Origin of the sequence: Massilia rubra (assembly GCF_011682065.1) — a bacterium.
Classification (GTDB): Bacteria; Pseudomonadota; Gammaproteobacteria; order Burkholderiales; family Burkholderiaceae_D; genus Telluria_A; species Telluria_A rubra.
In genome coordinates, this window is the sequence record NZ_VUYU01000014.1 from 18717 (window position 1) to 36569 (window position 17853).

General features: G+C 61.3%; 12 protein-coding genes. 6 read left to right on the top strand and 6 right to left on the bottom strand.

The window, feature by feature from the left end:
• Window positions 1-36: 36 nt before the first annotated feature.
• Both F0185_RS20055 and F0185_RS20060 read right to left on the bottom strand, forming a co-directional pair.
• Window positions 37-621, bottom strand: coding sequence for a hypothetical protein (locus tag F0185_RS20055; RefSeq protein ID WP_167227410.1), 585 nt, complete (start codon window positions 619-621; stop codon window positions 37-39).
• 215 nt (window positions 622-836) lie between these two features.
• Window positions 837-1205, bottom strand: a complete 369-nt coding sequence (locus F0185_RS20060) for a CHAT domain-containing protein (protein WP_167227412.1) — start codon at window positions 1203-1205, stop codon at window positions 837-839.
• A gap of 499 nt (window positions 1206-1704) precedes the next feature.
• On the opposite strand from F0185_RS20060, the gene F0185_RS20065 reads away from it, so the two are divergent.
• The 5 genes from F0185_RS20065 to F0185_RS20085 are packed head-to-tail and all read left to right on the top strand — an operon-like array spanning window position 1705 to window position 9058.
• The gene (locus tag F0185_RS20065) at window positions 1705-2865 is read left to right on the top strand and encodes a GNAT family N-acetyltransferase (protein ID WP_167227413.1); all 1161 of its coding nucleotides are present in this window, start codon (window positions 1705-1707) and stop codon (window positions 2863-2865) included.
• A 10-nt stretch (window positions 2866-2875) separates the two neighbouring features.
• Window positions 2876-4090 carry an MFS transporter gene (locus F0185_RS20070; RefSeq protein ID WP_167227415.1) on the top strand — a complete coding sequence of 405 codons (1215 nt, stop codon included), beginning with the start codon at window positions 2876-2878 and terminating at the stop codon, window positions 4088-4090.
• Window positions 4087-5247, top strand: a complete 1161-nt coding sequence (locus F0185_RS20075) for a LuxE/PaaK family acyltransferase (protein ID WP_167227417.1) — start codon at window positions 4087-4089, stop codon at window positions 5245-5247. The genes F0185_RS20070 and F0185_RS20075 overlap by 4 nt, the downstream gene beginning before the upstream one ends.
• Before the next feature lie 2 nt (window positions 5248-5249).
• Complete coding sequence (locus tag F0185_RS20080; RefSeq protein WP_167227419.1) at window positions 5250-7781, top strand: acyl-CoA reductase; 2532 nt, start codon at window positions 5250-5252, stop codon at window positions 7779-7781.
• Complete coding sequence (locus F0185_RS20085; protein ID WP_167227421.1) at window positions 7781-9058, top strand: phenylacetate--CoA ligase family protein; 1278 nt, start codon at window positions 7781-7783, stop codon at window positions 9056-9058. The genes F0185_RS20080 and F0185_RS20085 overlap by 1 nt, the downstream gene beginning before the upstream one ends.
• Window positions 9059-9205: 147 nt before the next feature.
• Here the strand turns inward: F0185_RS20085 and F0185_RS20090 are convergent, their stop codons facing one another.
• Both F0185_RS20090 and F0185_RS20095 read right to left on the bottom strand, forming a co-directional pair.
• A complete protein-coding gene (locus tag F0185_RS20090) occupies window positions 9206-10381 on the bottom strand; it encodes a glycerophosphodiester phosphodiesterase (RefSeq protein ID WP_167227423.1) in 1176 nt (391 codons plus the stop codon).
• 97 nt (window positions 10382-10478) lie between these two features.
• Window positions 10479-10790, bottom strand: a complete 312-nt coding sequence (locus F0185_RS20095; RefSeq protein WP_167227425.1) for a hypothetical protein — start codon at window positions 10788-10790, stop codon at window positions 10479-10481.
• Between the two features lie 374 nt (window positions 10791-11164).
• Between F0185_RS20095 and F0185_RS20100 the strand changes: the two genes are divergently transcribed.
• Window positions 11165-12325, top strand: coding sequence for a putative peptide maturation dehydrogenase (locus F0185_RS20100; protein WP_167227427.1), 1161 nt, complete (start codon window positions 11165-11167; stop codon window positions 12323-12325).
• Between the two features lie 24 nt (window positions 12326-12349).
• Here the strand turns inward: F0185_RS20100 and F0185_RS20105 are convergent, their stop codons facing one another.
• Together F0185_RS20105 and F0185_RS20110 are read right to left on the bottom strand one after the other, a co-directional pair.
• Complete coding sequence (locus F0185_RS20105) at window positions 12350-12604, bottom strand: NHLP-related RiPP peptide (protein WP_167227429.1); 255 nt, start codon at window positions 12602-12604, stop codon at window positions 12350-12352.
• 102 nt (window positions 12605-12706) lie between these two features.
• Window positions 12707-17719: a response regulator gene (locus F0185_RS20110; RefSeq protein WP_167227431.1), complete on the bottom strand. Its 5013-nt coding sequence runs from the start codon at window positions 17717-17719 to the stop codon at window positions 12707-12709.
• Window positions 17720-17853: the final 134 nt, after the last annotated feature.

Sequence of the window (17853 nt, forward strand, 5' to 3'; positions counted from 1 at the left end):
TTCTTCCGGGACGGGTGCTGGGATGCTGACGGCCTCTCAGGGACCGCACAGGAAAAAACGCGGTCGCTCAACAACGCGCGTCTCGGCAAGCAAGACCTCGCCTTTGAGGTCAGGCAGAGCCTGTTTGCGGGCGCGCTCGAACGCTGCCAAGTCGCGCCGCAGCACGACGTGGTTCTCGCGGGTGTAGACGAAGTCGCCAATGTAGACGACTTTTCCAGGCGGAGCGATGAATGCCGTCGGTGTATTGTCCATTGAGGGCATGCCCGTTTTATAGGTGTAACTTCCCGCAGGGACGTTGAACGCGACATAGCGCACCGCAGCCGGCACCGAGGGAATACTGGCCTCGGTGCGGTTATAGAACCAGCAGCCGCCGGCGGTGACCTGGTCCGCGAGATTGTATTCGTCGAGCTGCACGCCCATTTCCTGGGCGTCCCAGACTCCCTCCACACCCATCCCATAGACCACGACAGCGCGCCATGGGCTGGGTGTTCCGCCGGTCGGAAGGGGGCGGGTGGAGTTCATCAGGCAGCCGCTGAGCAGCAGACAGGCTGCAAGCGGCGTCAACAGAATTTGGAAAGCGTGCATCGGAGCCTTGGAAGGTGTGCCTGGAAAAAGGATCATTATATTCATTCAAATGAATAACGGTTCGCCGCCACCTGGTCAGCTCGTTCACTCGCTGCAAGCGGTCCTTCCACAAAAAACGTCAATGCGTGAGCCTGGCAATTTTTTGTAGGGTGGAATGTAGAACTGCTTGAAGTGTTCAACTCGGCAGAATCATTCGAAAAAAGCCGCCGATCCATAGTGCGCAAATTCATTGATCGCATTCGAAGAGTACTTCAGCCGGTCCATGAAGTCGCTTGCTTCCGTTGTAACCTCGAGCGCGGCAGTACACCTTCGCCCGGATGGGTGCCTCCATCACAAACGTTCAGTACAAGCAAGCGCCGATCGGCTCGCTCAAGCCTGCACTCGAGCAGGTCATCCATCGCGATGGTCTTTCCCTGGCCCAGGACTAGTTGCGCATTTTTCGGCGAAAAATGGTCGTATTCTCCGTGAGAAGTCATCCACAAAACTTCGTAGGCAGGATCGCTGTAGACGTCGGTAAATGACCTGAGGTTCTCGGCGCTTTCTCCAGCGAAGACGTCGACTAGCCTGCCATGATTCTCAAAAATTCCACGAACTAGCTTCACCTCGTAATCCTGTCCCATCACACCGCCAGCGACCCACACCGCGACTTTTCGTATTGGCGCGTCGGGAAAAGGCTTCTGGAACGAGGCGCTTACCTAGTCAGGTGAACGCTTCGCCTCCAAAGCGTGCCGCCCAAAGCGCTGCATGTCGGTCATGAAAGCGTCACATTATGTCGAGACCGCCGCGTTTATCGACTGGCAAGGTATCAAATGGTTTGCCAGAGCGAGGCGACGCGTCGCGTCGCTCTCGCTGTTTCAAGAAAAACCAGATCCGTGGAAAATAATATGCTAATTGCATATGCGTTACAAATTGATGACAATTTTCCGCTTGATATCGTTGTCCACCTGGACTAATCGATTGGCACCGGCCTCATATTTTCTTCGTCGTCACCAAGCTTTTATATTTCCCTGCTTGACTTTCAATATTGCCTTATATAGAATTCGGCGCCATGATTAACTTGCACGCCGATAAAACGGCGCCATTCCAATAAGATAATACACTTTCAAAAAAAATAATATTATGAAAAAAGATATTACCTTAAGAAAAGCCATTCCACGAGATGCCGCTCAGATCGCCGACCTCTACCAGAGCGTCTACCAAGGTGATTACAGTGATCCAATGATGTCGGAGACGGCGCGACTGCGCGCTGCGCTCGGGCGGGATGACTATTACTGGATTGTGGCGTCCATCGATGACCGAATTGTTGGTTCCGTTGTCTATCAGCACACGCTCACTGGGTTTGCCAAAGTCTTTGGCGCAGTCATTGAAAATGACTGTCGCGGACAGAATTTGACGGAACGGATGATGGAATTCGGCTATGCGCAATTGCGCGCCATCGCACATGTCGAAGTCGTCTACGCCACAACCAGAACGGTTTCTTCGGCACCGCAAAAATTGACGGCGAATCTGGGCTACCGAAAACTGGGAATTTTCCCAAATGTTCACAAGACGAGTGGGTATGAAACGCATTGCCTTACTGCATTATTTACGAAAAGCGCGTTCGATTCGCGCTTTACCGATTTTGCCCTGCATCCACGCCTGCGTCCCCTTTTTGAAATAGTCCGGCGCGAATGCGGCTTGCCCGCGATTCCCAACGATTGGATTCCCCATACCAGCGCCGAAAATTTCTCGCGCGCACGCTCCGCGCTGGAACTCGAATTGATCCATGCACCGCGCCTGACCAAGCGCCGTTTTGACGAGAGCAAGAACACGCTGGTGGCGCAAGACCACCATACTTTTTTCCCGTTTCAAGAACCCAATCTGCTGATCAGCTCGGCCGATCAGGACGTGGAGGTTTTCTGTTATTTTTCAGAGACGGACAAACATTGCGTGTTGATCGGCATTCACGATCTGTGCAATGCAGGATTCGCCGATATCGTGGAAAAGGCATCGGTAATCTTGCAAGACCTGGGTGTGCGCTATATCGAATTCATTATTCGCGCCGATGAGTCGGAGAAAATAGAAATCGCAATGCAAGCCGGTTTCATTCCCTGCGCCTATTTCCCCGCCATGCATTTGATTGGCGCGCAGCGCTATGATTTCGTCATATTCAGCCGATCTTATGAAATACTGAATTTCAGAAATATCCGCCTGGAAGGCGTTAATCGCGAATATTTGAACCAGTATCTGCAACTCTGGAAAAAAAATTCGCTGGAGCCGGAACCGGCGTGTGCAGCGTGACAGGATTATCATGAAATTTTCAATGGCAGTATTCAAGGACCAGAATTCATCCCGGCTTTTCGTCGGGCAATTCATTTCACAAATCTGCGACAAGATGATGACCCTCGGCCTGGTCTGGGTTATTTCGCAGGAGCAATCCATACAAATGATACCGTGGTTCCTGGCGATAGGCGCGCTTCCCCATCTGTTGCTGGCCAGCAGTGGGGGCAAGCTGGTGCAAAAAATCGGCGTCCTGAGGACACTGATACACACCGACGTATTAAGGGGCATCATCTTCTTGCTGGTCGGACTGTTGTGGCTCGCCTATTTCGAGCACCATTCGCTGACCACGCTATTTATCCTGACGTTTGTTTCAAATTTGCTTGGCGCGCTGTTCAATATCGCTGTCTTTACGCTGCCCGGGCTCATGCCAAAAAAGGAATTGGTCCCACAGTTGACCGCCATGGTCGATTCCTGCTTTTCCCTGGGGACGGTAGTTGGGCCAGCGATTTCCGCCCTGCTCTATCCTTGGCTTGGTTTGTCGGGCCTGCTTGTATTGAATGGGCTTAGCTATTTGCTTGCGGCAGGGCTGGAAGGGGGAATCCGGCTCGACCCTGCTGATCCGGAAACGGTCGAATCGGAGCCGGCGAATGCCGACATGGCGCCAGCGATACCCGGGCGGTCGATGTTTGCCGATCCCTTGATACGCTTCATGTTGTCGGCATTTTTCCTGATGAATCTTGCGCTGACACCCTTGATGGCCTTGCTCCCCTTGTTTGTCCAGACCCGATTCGCCGGCAATCTTGCCATGCTGGCCGCCTTCGAGGTGTCGATCGGCATGGGGATGGTGGCGGGAAGTTTGTTGCTTTCGGTCGCGGAATTTCCGCTCAAAAGGGGCAAGCGGGCGATCGTCGGCTTGAGCGCCGTGTCCCTGCTCTACCTTTTCTTTGGCTTGAACCACAATCCCGTATTGGCTTGCCTGGCACTGGCTGGCTTGGGGCTGGCACTGGCCGTCGTCAATGTGTCGCTATTGACGCTGTTTCAATCGCGGCCCGCGCCAGCCGATGTCCCCGTGGTCATGAGCTGGGTCAATACGATCAGTATTGGCGCCTTGCCGATATCGATGTTGATGGTGGGAAGCTTGATTGAAAAAATCGATTTGACAAAAATGACGATATGTCTCGCGCTCGGGTTGTTGACGATATCACTGGCCACCGCATTTTATCGGGAATTTAGGGAAATATGAATATCAAGACTATGCACGCGGTCCAGGGCGTTTGCGAACAACGCCATCCCTTCGCTTCCTCCGCCGCGCAGGAATCGATGTTTGTCGATGCCATGAAGGAAAATATCAACTGGCACCAGGAGCAATCGCCATTTTATCGGAAATTGCTGGAAATGAAACAATTTGATGCCGCCACGCTGACGTCGATCGATGACCTGGCGAGCATCCCCTTTATTCCGGCGACGTTTTTCAAGTCGCACGAACTTCTTTCGGTTGCGCGCGATGACATCAAGCTGCACCTGACTTCTTCCGGAACGACCGGTCAAAAGTCGCAAGTCTCGTTTGATGCCTGGTCATTGAGCGCCGGGCAAAAGATGATCGACGCGGTCTTCGAGCACTTTGGCTGGAACACGCCGGATGTCAAGACCAACTATCTGCTGTATTCGTATGAAACCGCACCGGATTCGCAACTGGGAACGGCCCACACCGACAATTTCCTGTGCAAGTATGCACCCGTTGCATCGGCATTTTATGCTTTGCGCAGGACCGGCGCGCCAACAACGGCGACGGGCGGCGCGTCGCACGAGTTCGATGTTTTTGGTTGCATCGAAAAGCTGCAACACTACGCCGCAGAAGGTCTTCCAGTACGCATTTTCGGTTTCCCGGCATTTCTGTTTTTTACACTGAAGCGGATGCGCGAGCTGGGCTTGCCGCCGCTCAAACTCTCCGCCGATTCGCTGGTATTCCTCGGTGGTGGATGGAAAGGCAATGCCGACCAGGCGATCGCCAAACACGATCTGTACGCCCGCATTCACGAGCAGCTTGGCATTCCCGACCTGCGTATCCGCGACAGCTTCGGCTCGGTCGAGCATGCCGTCCCGTACGCGGAGTGCGCACACCACCAATTTCATGTTCCCGTCTGGTCGCAGGTGATCATCCGCGATGTGCGTACCCTGGAACCAAGGAAATTCGGTGAAGCGGGCTTTCTGCAATTTCTCACGCCCTACATCACCTCAGTGCCTGCCCAGAGTGTCTTGATGGGCGACATGGCGACACTGTATCCCGGCGAATCCTGTGCTTGCGGAAATGAGCGGCCGTATTTCGTCATTCACGGACGGGCTGGAACAAGTAAAAACAAAAGCTGCGCCATTGCGGCGGCTGAACTGTTGAGGCGGTAATCATGGAAAATATGAACAAGCAACACCTCTGGCAAGGCGAGTGGATCGGCGATCAAGAACTGGCCAGCAGGATCGGCGATATGCAATCGTTGGTGGCCCGGCAAATGGCGTGCGAACTCGATATCGAGACGGTGCTGGCGGCCGGGGATTTACTCGGGAAAAATATCAGGGAAAAATCGGCTATTTTTACCGAATTGAAGAACTGCTTGTCTGGCACAGATCAATTTACGTCGGACGAAATCGGTCTGGCCTTGCTTGAAATAGCCGATGTCTTGCGCCGTGAGAATCTGGAAAAGAAGCTCATCCGTGAACTCGGTTCCAGCAATCCCTTGCTCGCTTGCCGCACCCAATTCGACGATGCGATCTTCGAAGCTTGGGCGCCGTTGGGTTTCCTGGTCCACATTTCACCGCAAAATGCCTTCACGGTCGGGCCGATGAGCGTGCTCGAAGGATTGCTTTCTGGAAATTTTAACTTTCTCAAGACGAGTCCGCAAGAGAGTTCCTTCCCCCAGATCTTGTTACATGCCTTGGGCAAGTGCGATCCGAGCGGCCAGCTTGAGAAATTCATCATCGTGGCGAACATTTCGTCGAAGCGAAAAGATCTGTTGGAGCCGGTATTTGCCGGGGCCGATGGCATTGCCGCCTGGGGCGGTGAGGAGTCGATTCAATCGATACGCGCCATGGCCCCTGCCAGCGTGCGCATCGTCGAGTGGGGACACAAGATATCGTTGGCATATCTTTCCATGGAAGCTGCCCAGGATCCCCATACGCTGAAACAACTCGCCATGGAATGCTGCCTGATGGAACAGCAAGCCTGTTCCAGTCCGCAATGTGTCTATCTCGACACGTCGGACTGGAATGAATTGCAGCGGTTTGGCGAGCGGCTTGCCGATGCCTTGACGCTGGTGGCGCACGAACTGCCACGCCAGTTGCCCGATACCGCCAGTGCCGGCGAAATTGCTTTGGTCAGCGAGTGTCACAGGCTCGAATCGTGCCTCGGCAATGCTCGCCTCATCGAAGCACCAGATGGCGGGTGGCGCATTTACATCGACGACCATGCGGCGCTGGCGGCATCGCCGCTGTACCGCAGCATCTGGGTCAAGCCCTTGCCGCGCACCGACATCATCCGCGTCTTGCGGCCCATGCGCAACTATCTGCAAACAGTGGCGATCTGTTGCAAACTCTCGGAAATGCACCCGCTGTCGCGCGCTTTTTTGCGTGCGGGTGCGATCCGTATCCGGCGTATTGGCGAAATGACGGGAGGATACCCCGGCGAGCCGCATGACGGTGTCTATGCGTTGCAACGCTATTGCCGCAGAGTGAGCTTGCAGTTGGCCCATGAAGCGCAGGGGATTTCCAATTTCGATGAGTTGAGAAAATTCCCTCCGCTGCAGTGGGACCCCGTTCCGGCCATTTCCGCCAAGGAGCAGTTCCAGTCGGTGCCGGCCGATCCTTCCCAAGCCCATCTTTTCTTCAAGTCGGGCGGTAGCACGGGCGAACCAAAACTGTCGACGTTCAGCTACCAGCAATACCATGAGCATATCCGGCTCGGTGCCGAGGGTTTGTACGCGGCGGGCTTTGATCCGCTCGGCGACCGGGCGATGAATCTGTTCTTTGGCGGGGGACTCTACGGTGGCTTCATCAGCTTTTTTTCGGCACTCGAACAGCTGGGCGCCATCCAGTTCCCCATGGCGGCCCATGGCGATACCCGCATGGTCGCCCAGGAAATCGTCAAGAACAAGGTGAATGTCCTGCTCGGCATGCCATCGTATATTCTGCAGCTGTTTGAAAAGGAAGCTGACATTCTCTCCGCCTATCGGGGAGTCAAGAAGATCTATTATGGCGGAGAACATTTCAGTCCCGCCCAGCGAAATTATCTGCACGCGTCCTTCCAGGTCGATGTGATACGCTCGGCCGCCTATGGCAGCGTCGATATCGGTCCGATCGGGTTCCAGTGCGAACATAGCGATGGCGGCGTCCACCATCTTCAGCAACAGCTTCAATACCTCGAAATATTGAAAATGGATGAAGATCGAGCGGTGCAAGGCGAGGAAGTCGGCCGATTGGTTTTCACGCCGCGCATGTTGTCGGTCAATAAGCCATTGCGCTACGAAATCGGCGATGTCGGCCACTGGATCGCCGATCCGGATGGCATTTGCGCCTGCGGCAGGGCCGCGCCGCGCTTTCGACTGCTGGGACGGACGGGGGATATTTGCCGGATTGGTTCCACTTTCCTCAATTATCAGGAATTCATCCGTATCCTGGCGACGCATTTCGCCTATGCGGGCGAAGCGCAGCTGATCCTGGCGCAAGCCGAGATCAAGGAAAAGGTCATCTTGGTGATTTCCGATTCGGAGCGCTTGCCAGCGCTGCGTTGCCGAGAGATTTTCCTGGAAAACTACCTGGATTTGCAGGAAGCCGTGCTGACCGATGAAACGCTGCTGTTTGAAGTGCAAGCGGTGGGAATCGATGAATTCCACCGGACTGCGGGAAGCGGAAAATTGATTCGTGTGCTGGACCGGAGAGCGCGTTGATGAGCATGGAAATTAGCCGGGAAATACTTCCCTCACTGATCGCGTTTGCCCGGAAAAATTCGCCATTTTATGGCGATCTTTACCGCGCATTGCCGGAAACGATACACGCGATCGAACAGTTGCCCGTGTTGAGCCAGCAAGCGTTTTGGGAAGCCAACCGTCTGGAGGGTGGGCAATTGCTGACGGGGGCGATGCACGATGGCATCGTCTTGAAGAGTGGCGGAACCACCGGCAACCCCAAGTTCTCGGTGTTCAGCCGGACTGACTGGAATGTGTTTGTCACAGCCTTTTCCCGCGGACTGGCGCTGGGAGGTCTGCAGGATGGCGACCGGGTCGCCAATCTGTTTTATGTCGGCGAGTTGTATGGATCGTTCTTGTTTACCCACAAGGCGCTCGAAGAGTGCCCCAAGCGGGTCATGCAACTCCCGATTGCGGGCGCCACGACACCCGAGGATGTCTATCGCATTATCACGGAATTGAAGGCCACGGTCTTGGCCGGCGTGCCGACCACAATGATGAGTCTGGTAGATCACATTGACAAGGTGGGGGGTGATCCAGCCGCGTCGACGGTCAGATTGATCCTGTTTGCCGGCGAAGCCATGTATCCCGATCAGCGCGCCAGGTTGGAAGCATGCTTTCCAGGCGTCGAGATCCGCTCCATCGGTTATGCGAGCACGGATGCCGGATTGCTGGGATTCGCCGATCTGTCATGCGGCCCCAATGAATTTCGCTGCTACGATGATGATGCGCTGTTCGAAATTATCGATGAAGAAACGGGCTCGCCCATCGTCGCGCCGGGCATCGAAGGGCTGGCCGTGGTCACGGCCCTGCGGCGCCATTTGATGCCGATCCTGCGCTATCCGGTCGGTGACAGGGCCAGGTGGGTCGATGCCCATGGTACGGCGCATCGCAAGTTTCTGTTACGGGGGCGTTCCGATGAATCGGCCAGGGTCGGCCCGGTCACGCTGTATCCGGAAGATGTCAGGTCGGTACTGGCGTCGTTTCCGGCTTGCCAGGGCGCCTGCGATTTTCAATTGCTGACCATCCATCGTGACGGAAAAGATGGGTTGATACTGCGGATCGGCAATCGCAATGCCGATCCGGCGCTCAGCGCGCAGATCATCGCTGCGATCTACGAGCATCGCCCCATGTATGGTCAATTGCTTGCGCAAGGCAAGATCCTGCCCATCGACATAGAATGGGTGGATGCGACGGCGCTGGAAATCAATCCCCGCTCGGGAAAGCTCAAGCGCGTGATCGATCGTCGCTTTGCCTGAGTTCACGTAGAGCTTGGCGCGGCAATAGCGTATGCTGGCCGGAGGCTTCTATTTCATTCGACTTTCGCGCGCGAAAGTGAATCGCCATCGATGGCGGCGAAGACGCGCCTGGCATGCTCAGCGAAAAACTATCTGCCGCGCAGACTCCTAGTACCCGATTTCCTTCAGATAATCCGCGCGCGCGGCCTGCGCCGTATCGGCGAAGTCCGAGAACACGCCATCGACGCCGAGCGCATAGAACTGCTTGTATTCGAGCTTGGGATCGCCCTTGTAATCGAGCGGCAGGCGGCGTTTTTCGTTACGGAAGGTGTAAGGATGGACCAGCAGGCCGGCCTTGTGCGCGTCCGCCACCAGGGTCGTCGGCGCGGTGGTGGTGCTGTCGGCCTCGTTGACCTTGCCGTCGCCGTTGGCGTCGACCAGTTTGCCGTCGGCGCCAAGGCTGCCCCTGGAACTGACGATATAGCGCTTCCACGGGCCGATGGCGTCGGCGTAGGTCTTGATCTCGGCCAGTCCGGCCGGCGTGACCATGGCGCTGAACAGGCGCTTGTCGCCCGCCACGGCCCAGTCGTACGGACGGTCGAACGGCGCGGCGTAGGTGAGGGCGCCGGTTTTCAGGTCGACATCGTCGGCGTCGATCAGTTGCACCATGCGCACGGTCGAGCCCTTGCCGCGCATGTACTTCAGGCTGCCCGGCTCGAAGGATTGCACGAACACCGGCGCGCTGCGGCTGTTCCAGCCGGCGGCGGTGAGCAGGGCCAGCAGCTTGTCTTCGAGCGGCAGGCCGGCTTCGCGGTGGAAGGTCGGGTTTTTAGTCTCGGGATACAGGATGATGTTGCGGCCGCTCTTTTTGATCATGTCGACGATTTCCTGGATCGTCGCGATCTTGTAGCGCCCGTTGAACTGCTGCGGCCGCTCGGCGTCGGTGGAAATGCCGCCCAGGGTCTTGATTTCGGCCAGGGTGAAGTCGCCCGCGAACCAGCCTTCCTCGACCAGGCCGTCCACGCTCATCTTGCGCTTGCGGCTGGCGAACTCCGGATGCGAGGCGACGTCGGTGCTGTAAATCAGGTTGGGATCGTGGCGCGCGATCAGCACGCCGTCCTTGGTCGAGACCACGTCCGGCTCGATCGCGTCGGCGCCTTGCTCGATGGCCATGGCGTAGGCTTCCACGGTTTCTTCCGGCAGGTAGCCGCCGGCGCCGCGGTGCGCCACCACCAGCGGCGCCTTGCCGTCGAGGGTGTTGAGGACCACCGGATCGTTGCTGTTGCATGCGCCGAGCGCGATTGTTGCGGCGCAGATCACTGCCAGATTCCTTTTGATTGCCATTGCATAGCCTCCAAGTTTAAACGCGGAATTCTAGGTGGTGAAAATGACAAGCTGATGACGAAGAAACGCCGATGCATTGACAAGGCGGCGGCCCGTCTCATCCAAAGCGATTACGCGGGAGCAGGGCGTGGCGCGGGCAGCGCGTGATCATCCAGCCGTCGTGCATTTTCTCCTCGCCGGGTTTGCCGCAGATTTCGCAGATCTCGGCGCTGAGCCACTCGATGTCGTGAAGGTACGATTCGAACGCCTCGTCGTAGGGCGTGCAGCGCACAACCAAACGTGCCCATTTTTGGAACACCTCGTCGATCACGATCCCCGGCGGCACCTTGTCGAAAACCTCGTCGACCAGGGGCAGCCAGCCTGCGCCGCATGTTTGTTCAATCCACTGCTTCGCTTCCGCCCGGTCCATACATGTTGCCCTTGAAGTGACAATCGGACAGTGTAGCCGATCTTGCAAGCCACCCCTGGTGTCAGGTCTCTTAAGCAAACACCATAAGGACAGCGGTTTTCATATCTGCCAGTTATATAAGGTGCTTGCTTCGGCGCGATTTTCGGCGGCCCGCCGATTACTACGCTGACATTCGGACACGGCCTGAGCCATTGTAGACAGCCCGCCGGCAGCTTCCTTGTCGCTGTTCAAGGTGAAACCGCGCCCTGACCGTTGTAAGCGAGCTCTTCCAATCGCAAATGACGTGCGTCGATGCCAGGCACAGGCTATGATCAGTCTGCATTCCAGCACTCATCCAGCCGGGCGGCACCCGGCCTCGACCAGGGCGGACCCTTATGAAGATACGGCGTTGTGCAGTACTGTTCATCGAACCGCGCGAAGACCTTGGTATCGACTGGGCCGCTTTGTTTTCCGGTGCGGGAGCGCTCAGCGCCTCGCTGCGCTGGGTGGCGCTGGCGCCGCACCTGGACCGCGAAACCACCATTGACGCGGCCCAGGTGGCCGCCCTCGGCGCCATCGGCCAGACCGCCTGGACCGAGCGCGCCGATGCCGAGCGCCAGCTTGGCGCCGCCATGGTCGAGAGCCTGCTCGCACTCGGTCTCCTGCTCGACGACGGCGCCGGCGATGGCAGTAGCAACATCGCCGCGCGCGAACGCGATACCGTGCTGCGCGAGCAGCACTGGCGCCCGCTGTCGGCCGCCGCCCACATGTTCAGCCGCTGGGACGGCATGGAGGTCGACAAGGGCATGCACTTCCCCAGTTTCGAGGAACTGGTCCAGTCTTACGGGGCGCCGCCCGAGCCGGCCATCGAACGCGGCGATAGCGAGCACGCCATCGCGCTGCCCGCCGCGCAGAGCGGCCCGCTGGACGCCCAGCTGCTGCGGCGCTACACCGGCCGCAATTACGATCCCGACGCGCCGCTGCCGCCCGAGGTGCTGGCGCGCCTGCTGCAACGCACCTTCGGCGTCCAGCTCCAGAGCATGCTGGCGCAGGAGGCGCTGGTATTCAAAAAAACCAGTCCCTCCGCCGGCAGCCTGCATCCGACCGAGGCCTATGTGCTGGTGCGGCGCGTGCCGGGCGTCGCGCCCGGCCTGTACCACTACCACCCGCTCAAGCACGCGCTGGAACCGATGGCGGCGCTCGAACCGGCCGCCGCGAGCGAGCTGGCGCGCCAGTTCGTGGCCGACCAGCACTGGTTTGTCGACGCCCCGGTGATGGTGGTGATGGCGGCGCGGGTGGCGCGCAACTTCTGGAAGTACCGCAACCACGCCAAGGCCTACCGCGCGCTCATGCTCGACGCCGGCCATCTGTCGCAAACGTTTTATCTGCTGGCCACCGAAGCGGGCATGCCGGGCTTCGTGACGGCGGCGGTGAACGAGAAGGTGATCGAACGCGCGTTCGGGCTCGATCCCTTGTCCGATGCGGTGGTTGCCGTGTGCGGCTGCGGTGTCGCAGCCGCCGGGCAGACCACGCTGGAATTACGCTATGAAGAGTGAGACATGACGTCGGACCGACGCCGCTTACGCGCTGGCGCCTAAAAAGAAAGGAATCGCGCCGGCGGCGCTGTCAAGCTTGGACATGAAAGCCATGCGGTCGATCGCGATGGCATCCTTGCCCGCAAGGCAACGTTGCGATGGAATCTGCCCCGGCGGGAGCGCAATCCCAAGGCTGCCCAGGGCCGCCACCGGGTCCCCCAGCAGGCGCGCGCGGAAGACGTCGTCGCTGGACAATTTACGCAGCAGGGAGTCGAGATCGCTATGCAGGTGGGTAGTCATGATGGGGAACCTTTTCGTGTAGGAGAATGATGAATCACGTAAGAGAAGCACCCAGTCATCGTAGGACAATTATTGATCAGTATCAAGGTTTAGTGAGCATAGCTATGTGTTTTTTTCATCGTTGTGGGCGCCATCCATCACTTCGTTAAACAGCGCTAAAAAAGCCGGTAACAGTTGGGCGGCGACGGCGCCATCGCGCGCCATCAGGCGCTCTTCCAGCTCGCCGGCGGCGCGGTACAGGTCCTGCGCCGACAGGTTGCCGGCCGCGCCCTTGATCTTGTGGACCAGCAGGCCGGCCTGTTCCAGTTCGCCCTTGCCGAGCGCCTGTTCGATGGCGGCGCCGCTGGCGGCGAAGTCCTTGGCGAACATGGCCAGCAGGCGCGTGAGCAGCGGGCCGTTGTGGCCCAGGCGCGCCATGGCGGCCGCCACGTCGATGCCGGGCAGGTGCGCCGGCGCCTCGCCGCCGGCCGGCTCGGGGGCGGCCGGCGGCGGCACGCGGGTCGGATCGGGGCGGATCCATTCGGCCAGCACGGTGTACAGGATGGCCGGCTCGATCGGCTTGGACAGGTAATCGTTCATGCCCATCGCCAGGCAACTGTCGCGGTAGCCGGCCACCGCGTGCGCGGTCATGGCGATGATCGGCAGGTCGGCGTGCCGCGGGTTGGCGCGGATGCGCGCGCTGGCCTGGTAGCCGTCCATCTCGGGCATCTGGATATCCATCAGCACCGCGTCGTAGGCGGCCTGGTCGACCAGGCGCACCGCATCGACTCCGTTGCCCGCCAGGTCCACGTGCACGCCGGCGCGGCGCAGGATTTCGCTGGCCACCTGCTGGTTGACCAGGTTGTCGTCCACCACCAGCACGCGCGCGCCAAGAATGCGTTCGGCCGCCTGCGACGGGAACGGGGCGGCGTCGCGCGCGGGCACGGCGGCGTCGAAGCCCATGGTCGCCAGCACGCTGTCGAGCAGTTGCGAGGCCGACACCGGCTTGACCAGGAAGGCGCCGATGCCCGCTTCTTCGGCCGCCGCCTTGATATGGTCGCGCGCAAAGGCGGTCACCATGATGATCGACGGGATCGCCGCCAGGGTCGGGTCGTCCTTGATGCGGCGCGCCGTTTCCAGGCCGTCCATGTCGGGCATGTTCCAGTCCATCAGCACCAGGTCGTAGGCGTCGAGCTGCAACGCGAACAGGGCGGCCGCGCCCGAGCCGACCGCGCTGGCGTCAAATCCGAAGCTGCGCAACTGCAGTTCGAGCATTTCGCGCGTGGGCGCGCTGTCGTCCACCACCAGCACCTTCTTGCCGCGCGCGCCGGCGCCGGCCTGCAGGCGCGCCGCGCCCTGCGCCGGGGCCACGTTCAGGTTCAGGGTGAAGTGGAAGCGGCTGCCTGCGCCAAGTTCGCTGTCGACCCGGATCTCGCTGCCCATCTTGCGCACCAGCTGCTGCGAAATCGCCAGCCCCAGCCCGGTGCCGCCGTAGATGCGGGTGGTGCTGGCGTCGGCCTGGGCAAAGGCCTGGAACAGGCGCTCCTGCTGCTCCGGGCTGATGCCGACTCCCGAGTCTTCGACCGAGAAGCACAGGCGCACCTGGTTGGTGTCGTCGCCGCGCCGCTCGCGGTCCCATTCCGCATCGCGTTCCACGCGCAGCTGGATGTGGCCGTGCGCGGTGAATTTGAGCGCGTTGCCGACCAGGTTGATCAGCACCTGGCCAAGCCGCAGCGGGTCGCCCATCAGGATCTGCGGCACGTCCGGTGCGGCCCAGATCACCAGTTCGAGTTCCTTTTCGGCGGCGCGCCAGGCGAACAAGTCGACGATATTGGTCAAGGTGTCGGGCAGGTCGAAGGGCACCACTTCAAGTTCCAGCTTGCCCGCTTCGATCTTTGAAAAATCGAGGATGTCGTTGATGATGTCGAGCAGGTTGTTGCCGGCGCGCGCGATCTTGCGGAAGTAGTCGCGCGGCTTGGCCGCCAGTTCCAGGTGGGTGCCCAGGCCCGCGAAGCCGAGGATGGCGTTCATCGGCGTGCGGATTTCGTGGCTGATATTGGCCAGGAATTCGCTCTTGGCGCGCGTGGCCGCTTCGGCGCGGGCGCGCGCCTGCTCGATCAGGCGCAGCGCATTGGCCTTCTGGAAGGCCGACACGAACGGCTCCTTGAGCGCCTTGAGCAGTTCCAGGTCGCTATCTTGCAGCGGCACTTGCGGCGCGCGGTTTTCGAATACCAGAAAGCCTTCGATGCGATGCTCGATGCAGATGCGTACCGCCAGTTGCGCGTAGCCGGGGTGCGGCGCGGTCGCGCCAGCGCGGGTCAGGTAGATATCGGTGGTGATCATCTCGGCCGCGCCGACGTAGCGTGCTTCGGCTTCGTCCAGCGCCATGCGTTCTTCGACCGGCACGCCGCCGTCGCGGTCCCAGGACGCGCGCATGGCCAGGCTGTCGGTATCGGTCTCGCGCACCAGCGCCCAGGCGGCGTCGATACCCTTGATGAACATCGACTCGCGCAGGATGGTCTGGAGCAGGGCGTCGAAGTCGAGCTGCTCGTTGATCGACTTGACGATGGCGTTGAGTTTTTCCAGGTGCTGGGTGCGCGAGTACACCAGCGCCTGCAGCGCCGCGCGGCTGCGCTCCAACTGCCTGATGCGCCAGCGGTACAGCCCATACATGGCCGCCAGCGCGGCCAGCGCATACCCCAGCCAGGCCCACCAGGTCTGGTGCCAGGCCGGCAGCACGCGCACCAGGATCGCCAGTTCCTCGTCGGCCCACACGCCGTCGCGGTTGGCGCCGCGCACGCGCAGGCGGTAGCTCCCCGGCGCCAGGTTGCTGTACGCCGCCACGCGCCGGTTGGCGTCGTTTTCGACCCAGGCCTGGTCGTAGCCTTCCAGCAGGAACGCGTAGCGGTTGCGCTTCGCATCCGAAAAATCGAGGGCCGCCACTTCGATCTCGAAGCCCTTGATCCCGGGCGGCAGGATCAGGCGGCTGTCGCGCTGGGCCAGCACCTGCGCGCCCGCCACCGGATGGCCGTCGGTGCGCAGGGAGCTGATCGCCAGCGGCGGGCGGTACTCCCAGTTGGCCAGGCGCTCCGGGTGCACCACGGTCAGCCCGCCGGTGGCGCCGAACAGCAGGTCGCCTTCCGGGGTGGCGGCGGCCGCGCCGATGAAGTAGGTGGGAAAGCCCAGGCCCTCGGCGCGCGCCAGCGCACGCGCCTTCAGGCTGCCGCTGTCGATGACGGCGATGCCGTTGCCGGTGGCGGCCCACATGCGCGCGCTGCGGTCCAGGCGCAGGCCCGACACCGCGCTGCTGGGCAAGCCGTCGGCCAGGCCCAGGCGCCGGAACACGGGCGCGCCGAGCGGGGTGCGCATTTCGAGCACGTTGATGCCGCCGCCGTGGGTGGCGACCCACAGGCGCCCGCGTCCATCCATGGCCAGGGCGCTGATGACCGGGTCGGACAGGGCGCTCTCGTTGCTCGGGTTGGCGAGGATCTGCTCGATCTTGCCGCTGCCCGGGTCGAGCCGGTTCAAGCCGTTGCGGGTGCCGATCCAGAGCGCGCCGCCGGGGTCCGCCATCAGCGCCTGGACGCGGTTGTCGCTCAGGCCGCCCGGGCCGCTGGCGTAGGTGGTCAGCGTATTGGCGGCCGGGTCGTAGCGCAGCAAGCCGTCGAAGGTGCCGAGCCACAGCTGGCCGGCCTGCGCCACGATGGTGCCGATGCGTGGATAGGCGTTCGCCTGCGGCAGCGCGATGCGCGCCACGCTGCGGCCGTGGTCCGAGGTGCGGTACAAGCCCAGTTGGGTGCCGATCCAGGCTTCCTGCGGACTGGCCTCGGCCAGCGCCAGCAGCACGCGGTTGGGCAGCGCGCTGTCCAGGCGCGACGGGTCGGGGCGCAGCGCGGCGCTGCGGGCGCCGTCGGCGTCGACCAGGTCCACGCCCTGGTCGGCAAGGCCGAGCCAGACCCGCCCGCCGGAGTCGGTCATCAGGGCGCTGACCGCCGCTTCCGGCAAGCCGTGCGCGCCGAAGACGGCGGCCACGGCGCGGTTGTTGGGGTCATGGAAATCGACGCTGCGCTCGTTGCTGACCCAAATCAGCCCGCTGCGGTCGCGCAGCAGGGCGGCGGCGCGGTCGTTGGCCAGGCTGGCCGGCACCGCCGCCTGGTGCACGATGCGGCGCGCGCGCCCGCTGGCGGCGTCGATGTCGATGATGCCGCCGCCGTAGGTGCTGGCCCACCAGCGTCCCGGCACGATCTCGGAAATGGCCAGCACCATGTTGGCGTGGGCGTCGCTGACGCCGTCCAGATGCATGATGCGCGCCCGCGTGGCGCCGGCGTCGACCACGCCGATGCCGCTTTTCAGGGTGCCGAAAGCGATCTGGCCGCGGCTGTTTTCGCCGAACGAGAGCACCGCGTCGCGCGCTGCGCCGTCCGCGCCATCGTCGCCCACCGCAACCGTTTCGAAGCGGCCGCTGACGGCGTCGCGGCGCGCCAGGCCGCTGCTGGTGCCGATCCACAGATTGCCCTTGCGGTCCAGGTGCAGCGCGCGAATGCGGGCGTCGGGCAGGGCGCCGGGGACGCCGGGGTCGGGACGATAGTGGCGCACGGCGGTGCGCGCCGGGTCGACGTAGTCCAGGCCCGACGGCGTGCCGACCCAGACGCCGCCCATGCCGTCGCTGGCGATCGCATTGATGGCGGCGTCGGCCAGGCCGGCCGCGCCGGCGGGAAAGCGGATGAAGCGCTCGCGCACCTTGTCGTACATGGCCAGCCCGCCGGTGGCGGTGCCGATCCACAGGCGCCCGCGCCGGTCCACGTGCAGCGCCTGGATAAAGTCGGCGGGAACCGAATACGGGTCGGCGGCGTTGTGCACGAAGGAGAGCATGCGGTAGCCGTCCCAGCGCGCCAGGCCGCGCTGGGTGCCGATCCAGATAAAGCCGTCGCCGTCCTGCGCCAGCGCCATCGCCACCGGGTGCGGCAAGCCCTGGTCCAGGCCAATGTGCTCGAACAGCGGCGTGGCCAGCTTGTCCCAACGGTTCGCCACCCCGGTCGCCGCCAGCGCCGCGCCGGCGTACAGGTACAGCGCGGCGATCAATGGCGCCAGCCAGCGGCGTCGTTGCGCTCGGTCGGGACGGGGCAAGGGGGTCATCGGCGGTCCGTCGCGGGTGAACGGAGGCGGCGCCCGAAGGCGCGCGCGTGGCGACGGACTGATGTGGCGTGGATGTTCAAGTCGGGACGCGCTCCTGTCGGTGAAAATCGGATGCCGCAGCGTCCCCCGTGATG

What these genes read in the sequence shown, in the direction of transcription:
- F0185_RS20055 (WP_167227410.1), bottom strand. Translation starts at nt 621, where the DNA reads ATGATCCTTTTTCCAGGCACACCTTCCAAGGCTCCGATGCACGCTTTC.
- F0185_RS20060 (WP_167227412.1), bottom strand. Translation starts at nt 1,205, where the DNA reads ATGGGACAGGATTACGAGGTGAAGCTAGTTCGTGGAATTTTTGAGAAT.
- F0185_RS20065 (WP_167227413.1), top strand. Translation starts at nt 1,705, where the DNA reads ATGAAAAAAGATATTACCTTAAGAAAAGCCATTCCACGAGATGCCGCT.
- F0185_RS20070 (WP_167227415.1), top strand. Translation starts at nt 2,876, where the DNA reads ATGAAATTTTCAATGGCAGTATTCAAGGACCAGAATTCATCCCGGCTT.
- F0185_RS20075 (WP_167227417.1), top strand. Translation starts at nt 4,087, where the DNA reads ATGAATATCAAGACTATGCACGCGGTCCAGGGCGTTTGCGAACAACGC.
- F0185_RS20080 (WP_167227419.1), top strand. Translation starts at nt 5,250, where the DNA reads ATGGAAAATATGAACAAGCAACACCTCTGGCAAGGCGAGTGGATCGGC.
- F0185_RS20085 (WP_167227421.1), top strand. Translation starts at nt 7,781, where the DNA reads ATGAGCATGGAAATTAGCCGGGAAATACTTCCCTCACTGATCGCGTTT.
- F0185_RS20090 (WP_167227423.1), bottom strand. Translation starts at nt 10,381, where the DNA reads ATGGCAATCAAAAGGAATCTGGCAGTGATCTGCGCCGCAACAATCGCG.
- F0185_RS20095 (WP_167227425.1), bottom strand. Translation starts at nt 10,790, where the DNA reads ATGGACCGGGCGGAAGCGAAGCAGTGGATTGAACAAACATGCGGCGCA.
- F0185_RS20100 (WP_167227427.1), top strand. Translation starts at nt 11,165, where the DNA reads ATGAAGATACGGCGTTGTGCAGTACTGTTCATCGAACCGCGCGAAGAC.
- F0185_RS20105 (WP_167227429.1), bottom strand. Translation starts at nt 12,604, where the DNA reads ATGACTACCCACCTGCATAGCGATCTCGACTCCCTGCTGCGTAAATTG.
- F0185_RS20110 (WP_167227431.1), bottom strand. Translation starts at nt 17,719, where the DNA reads ATGACCCCCTTGCCCCGTCCCGACCGAGCGCAACGACGCCGCTGGCTG.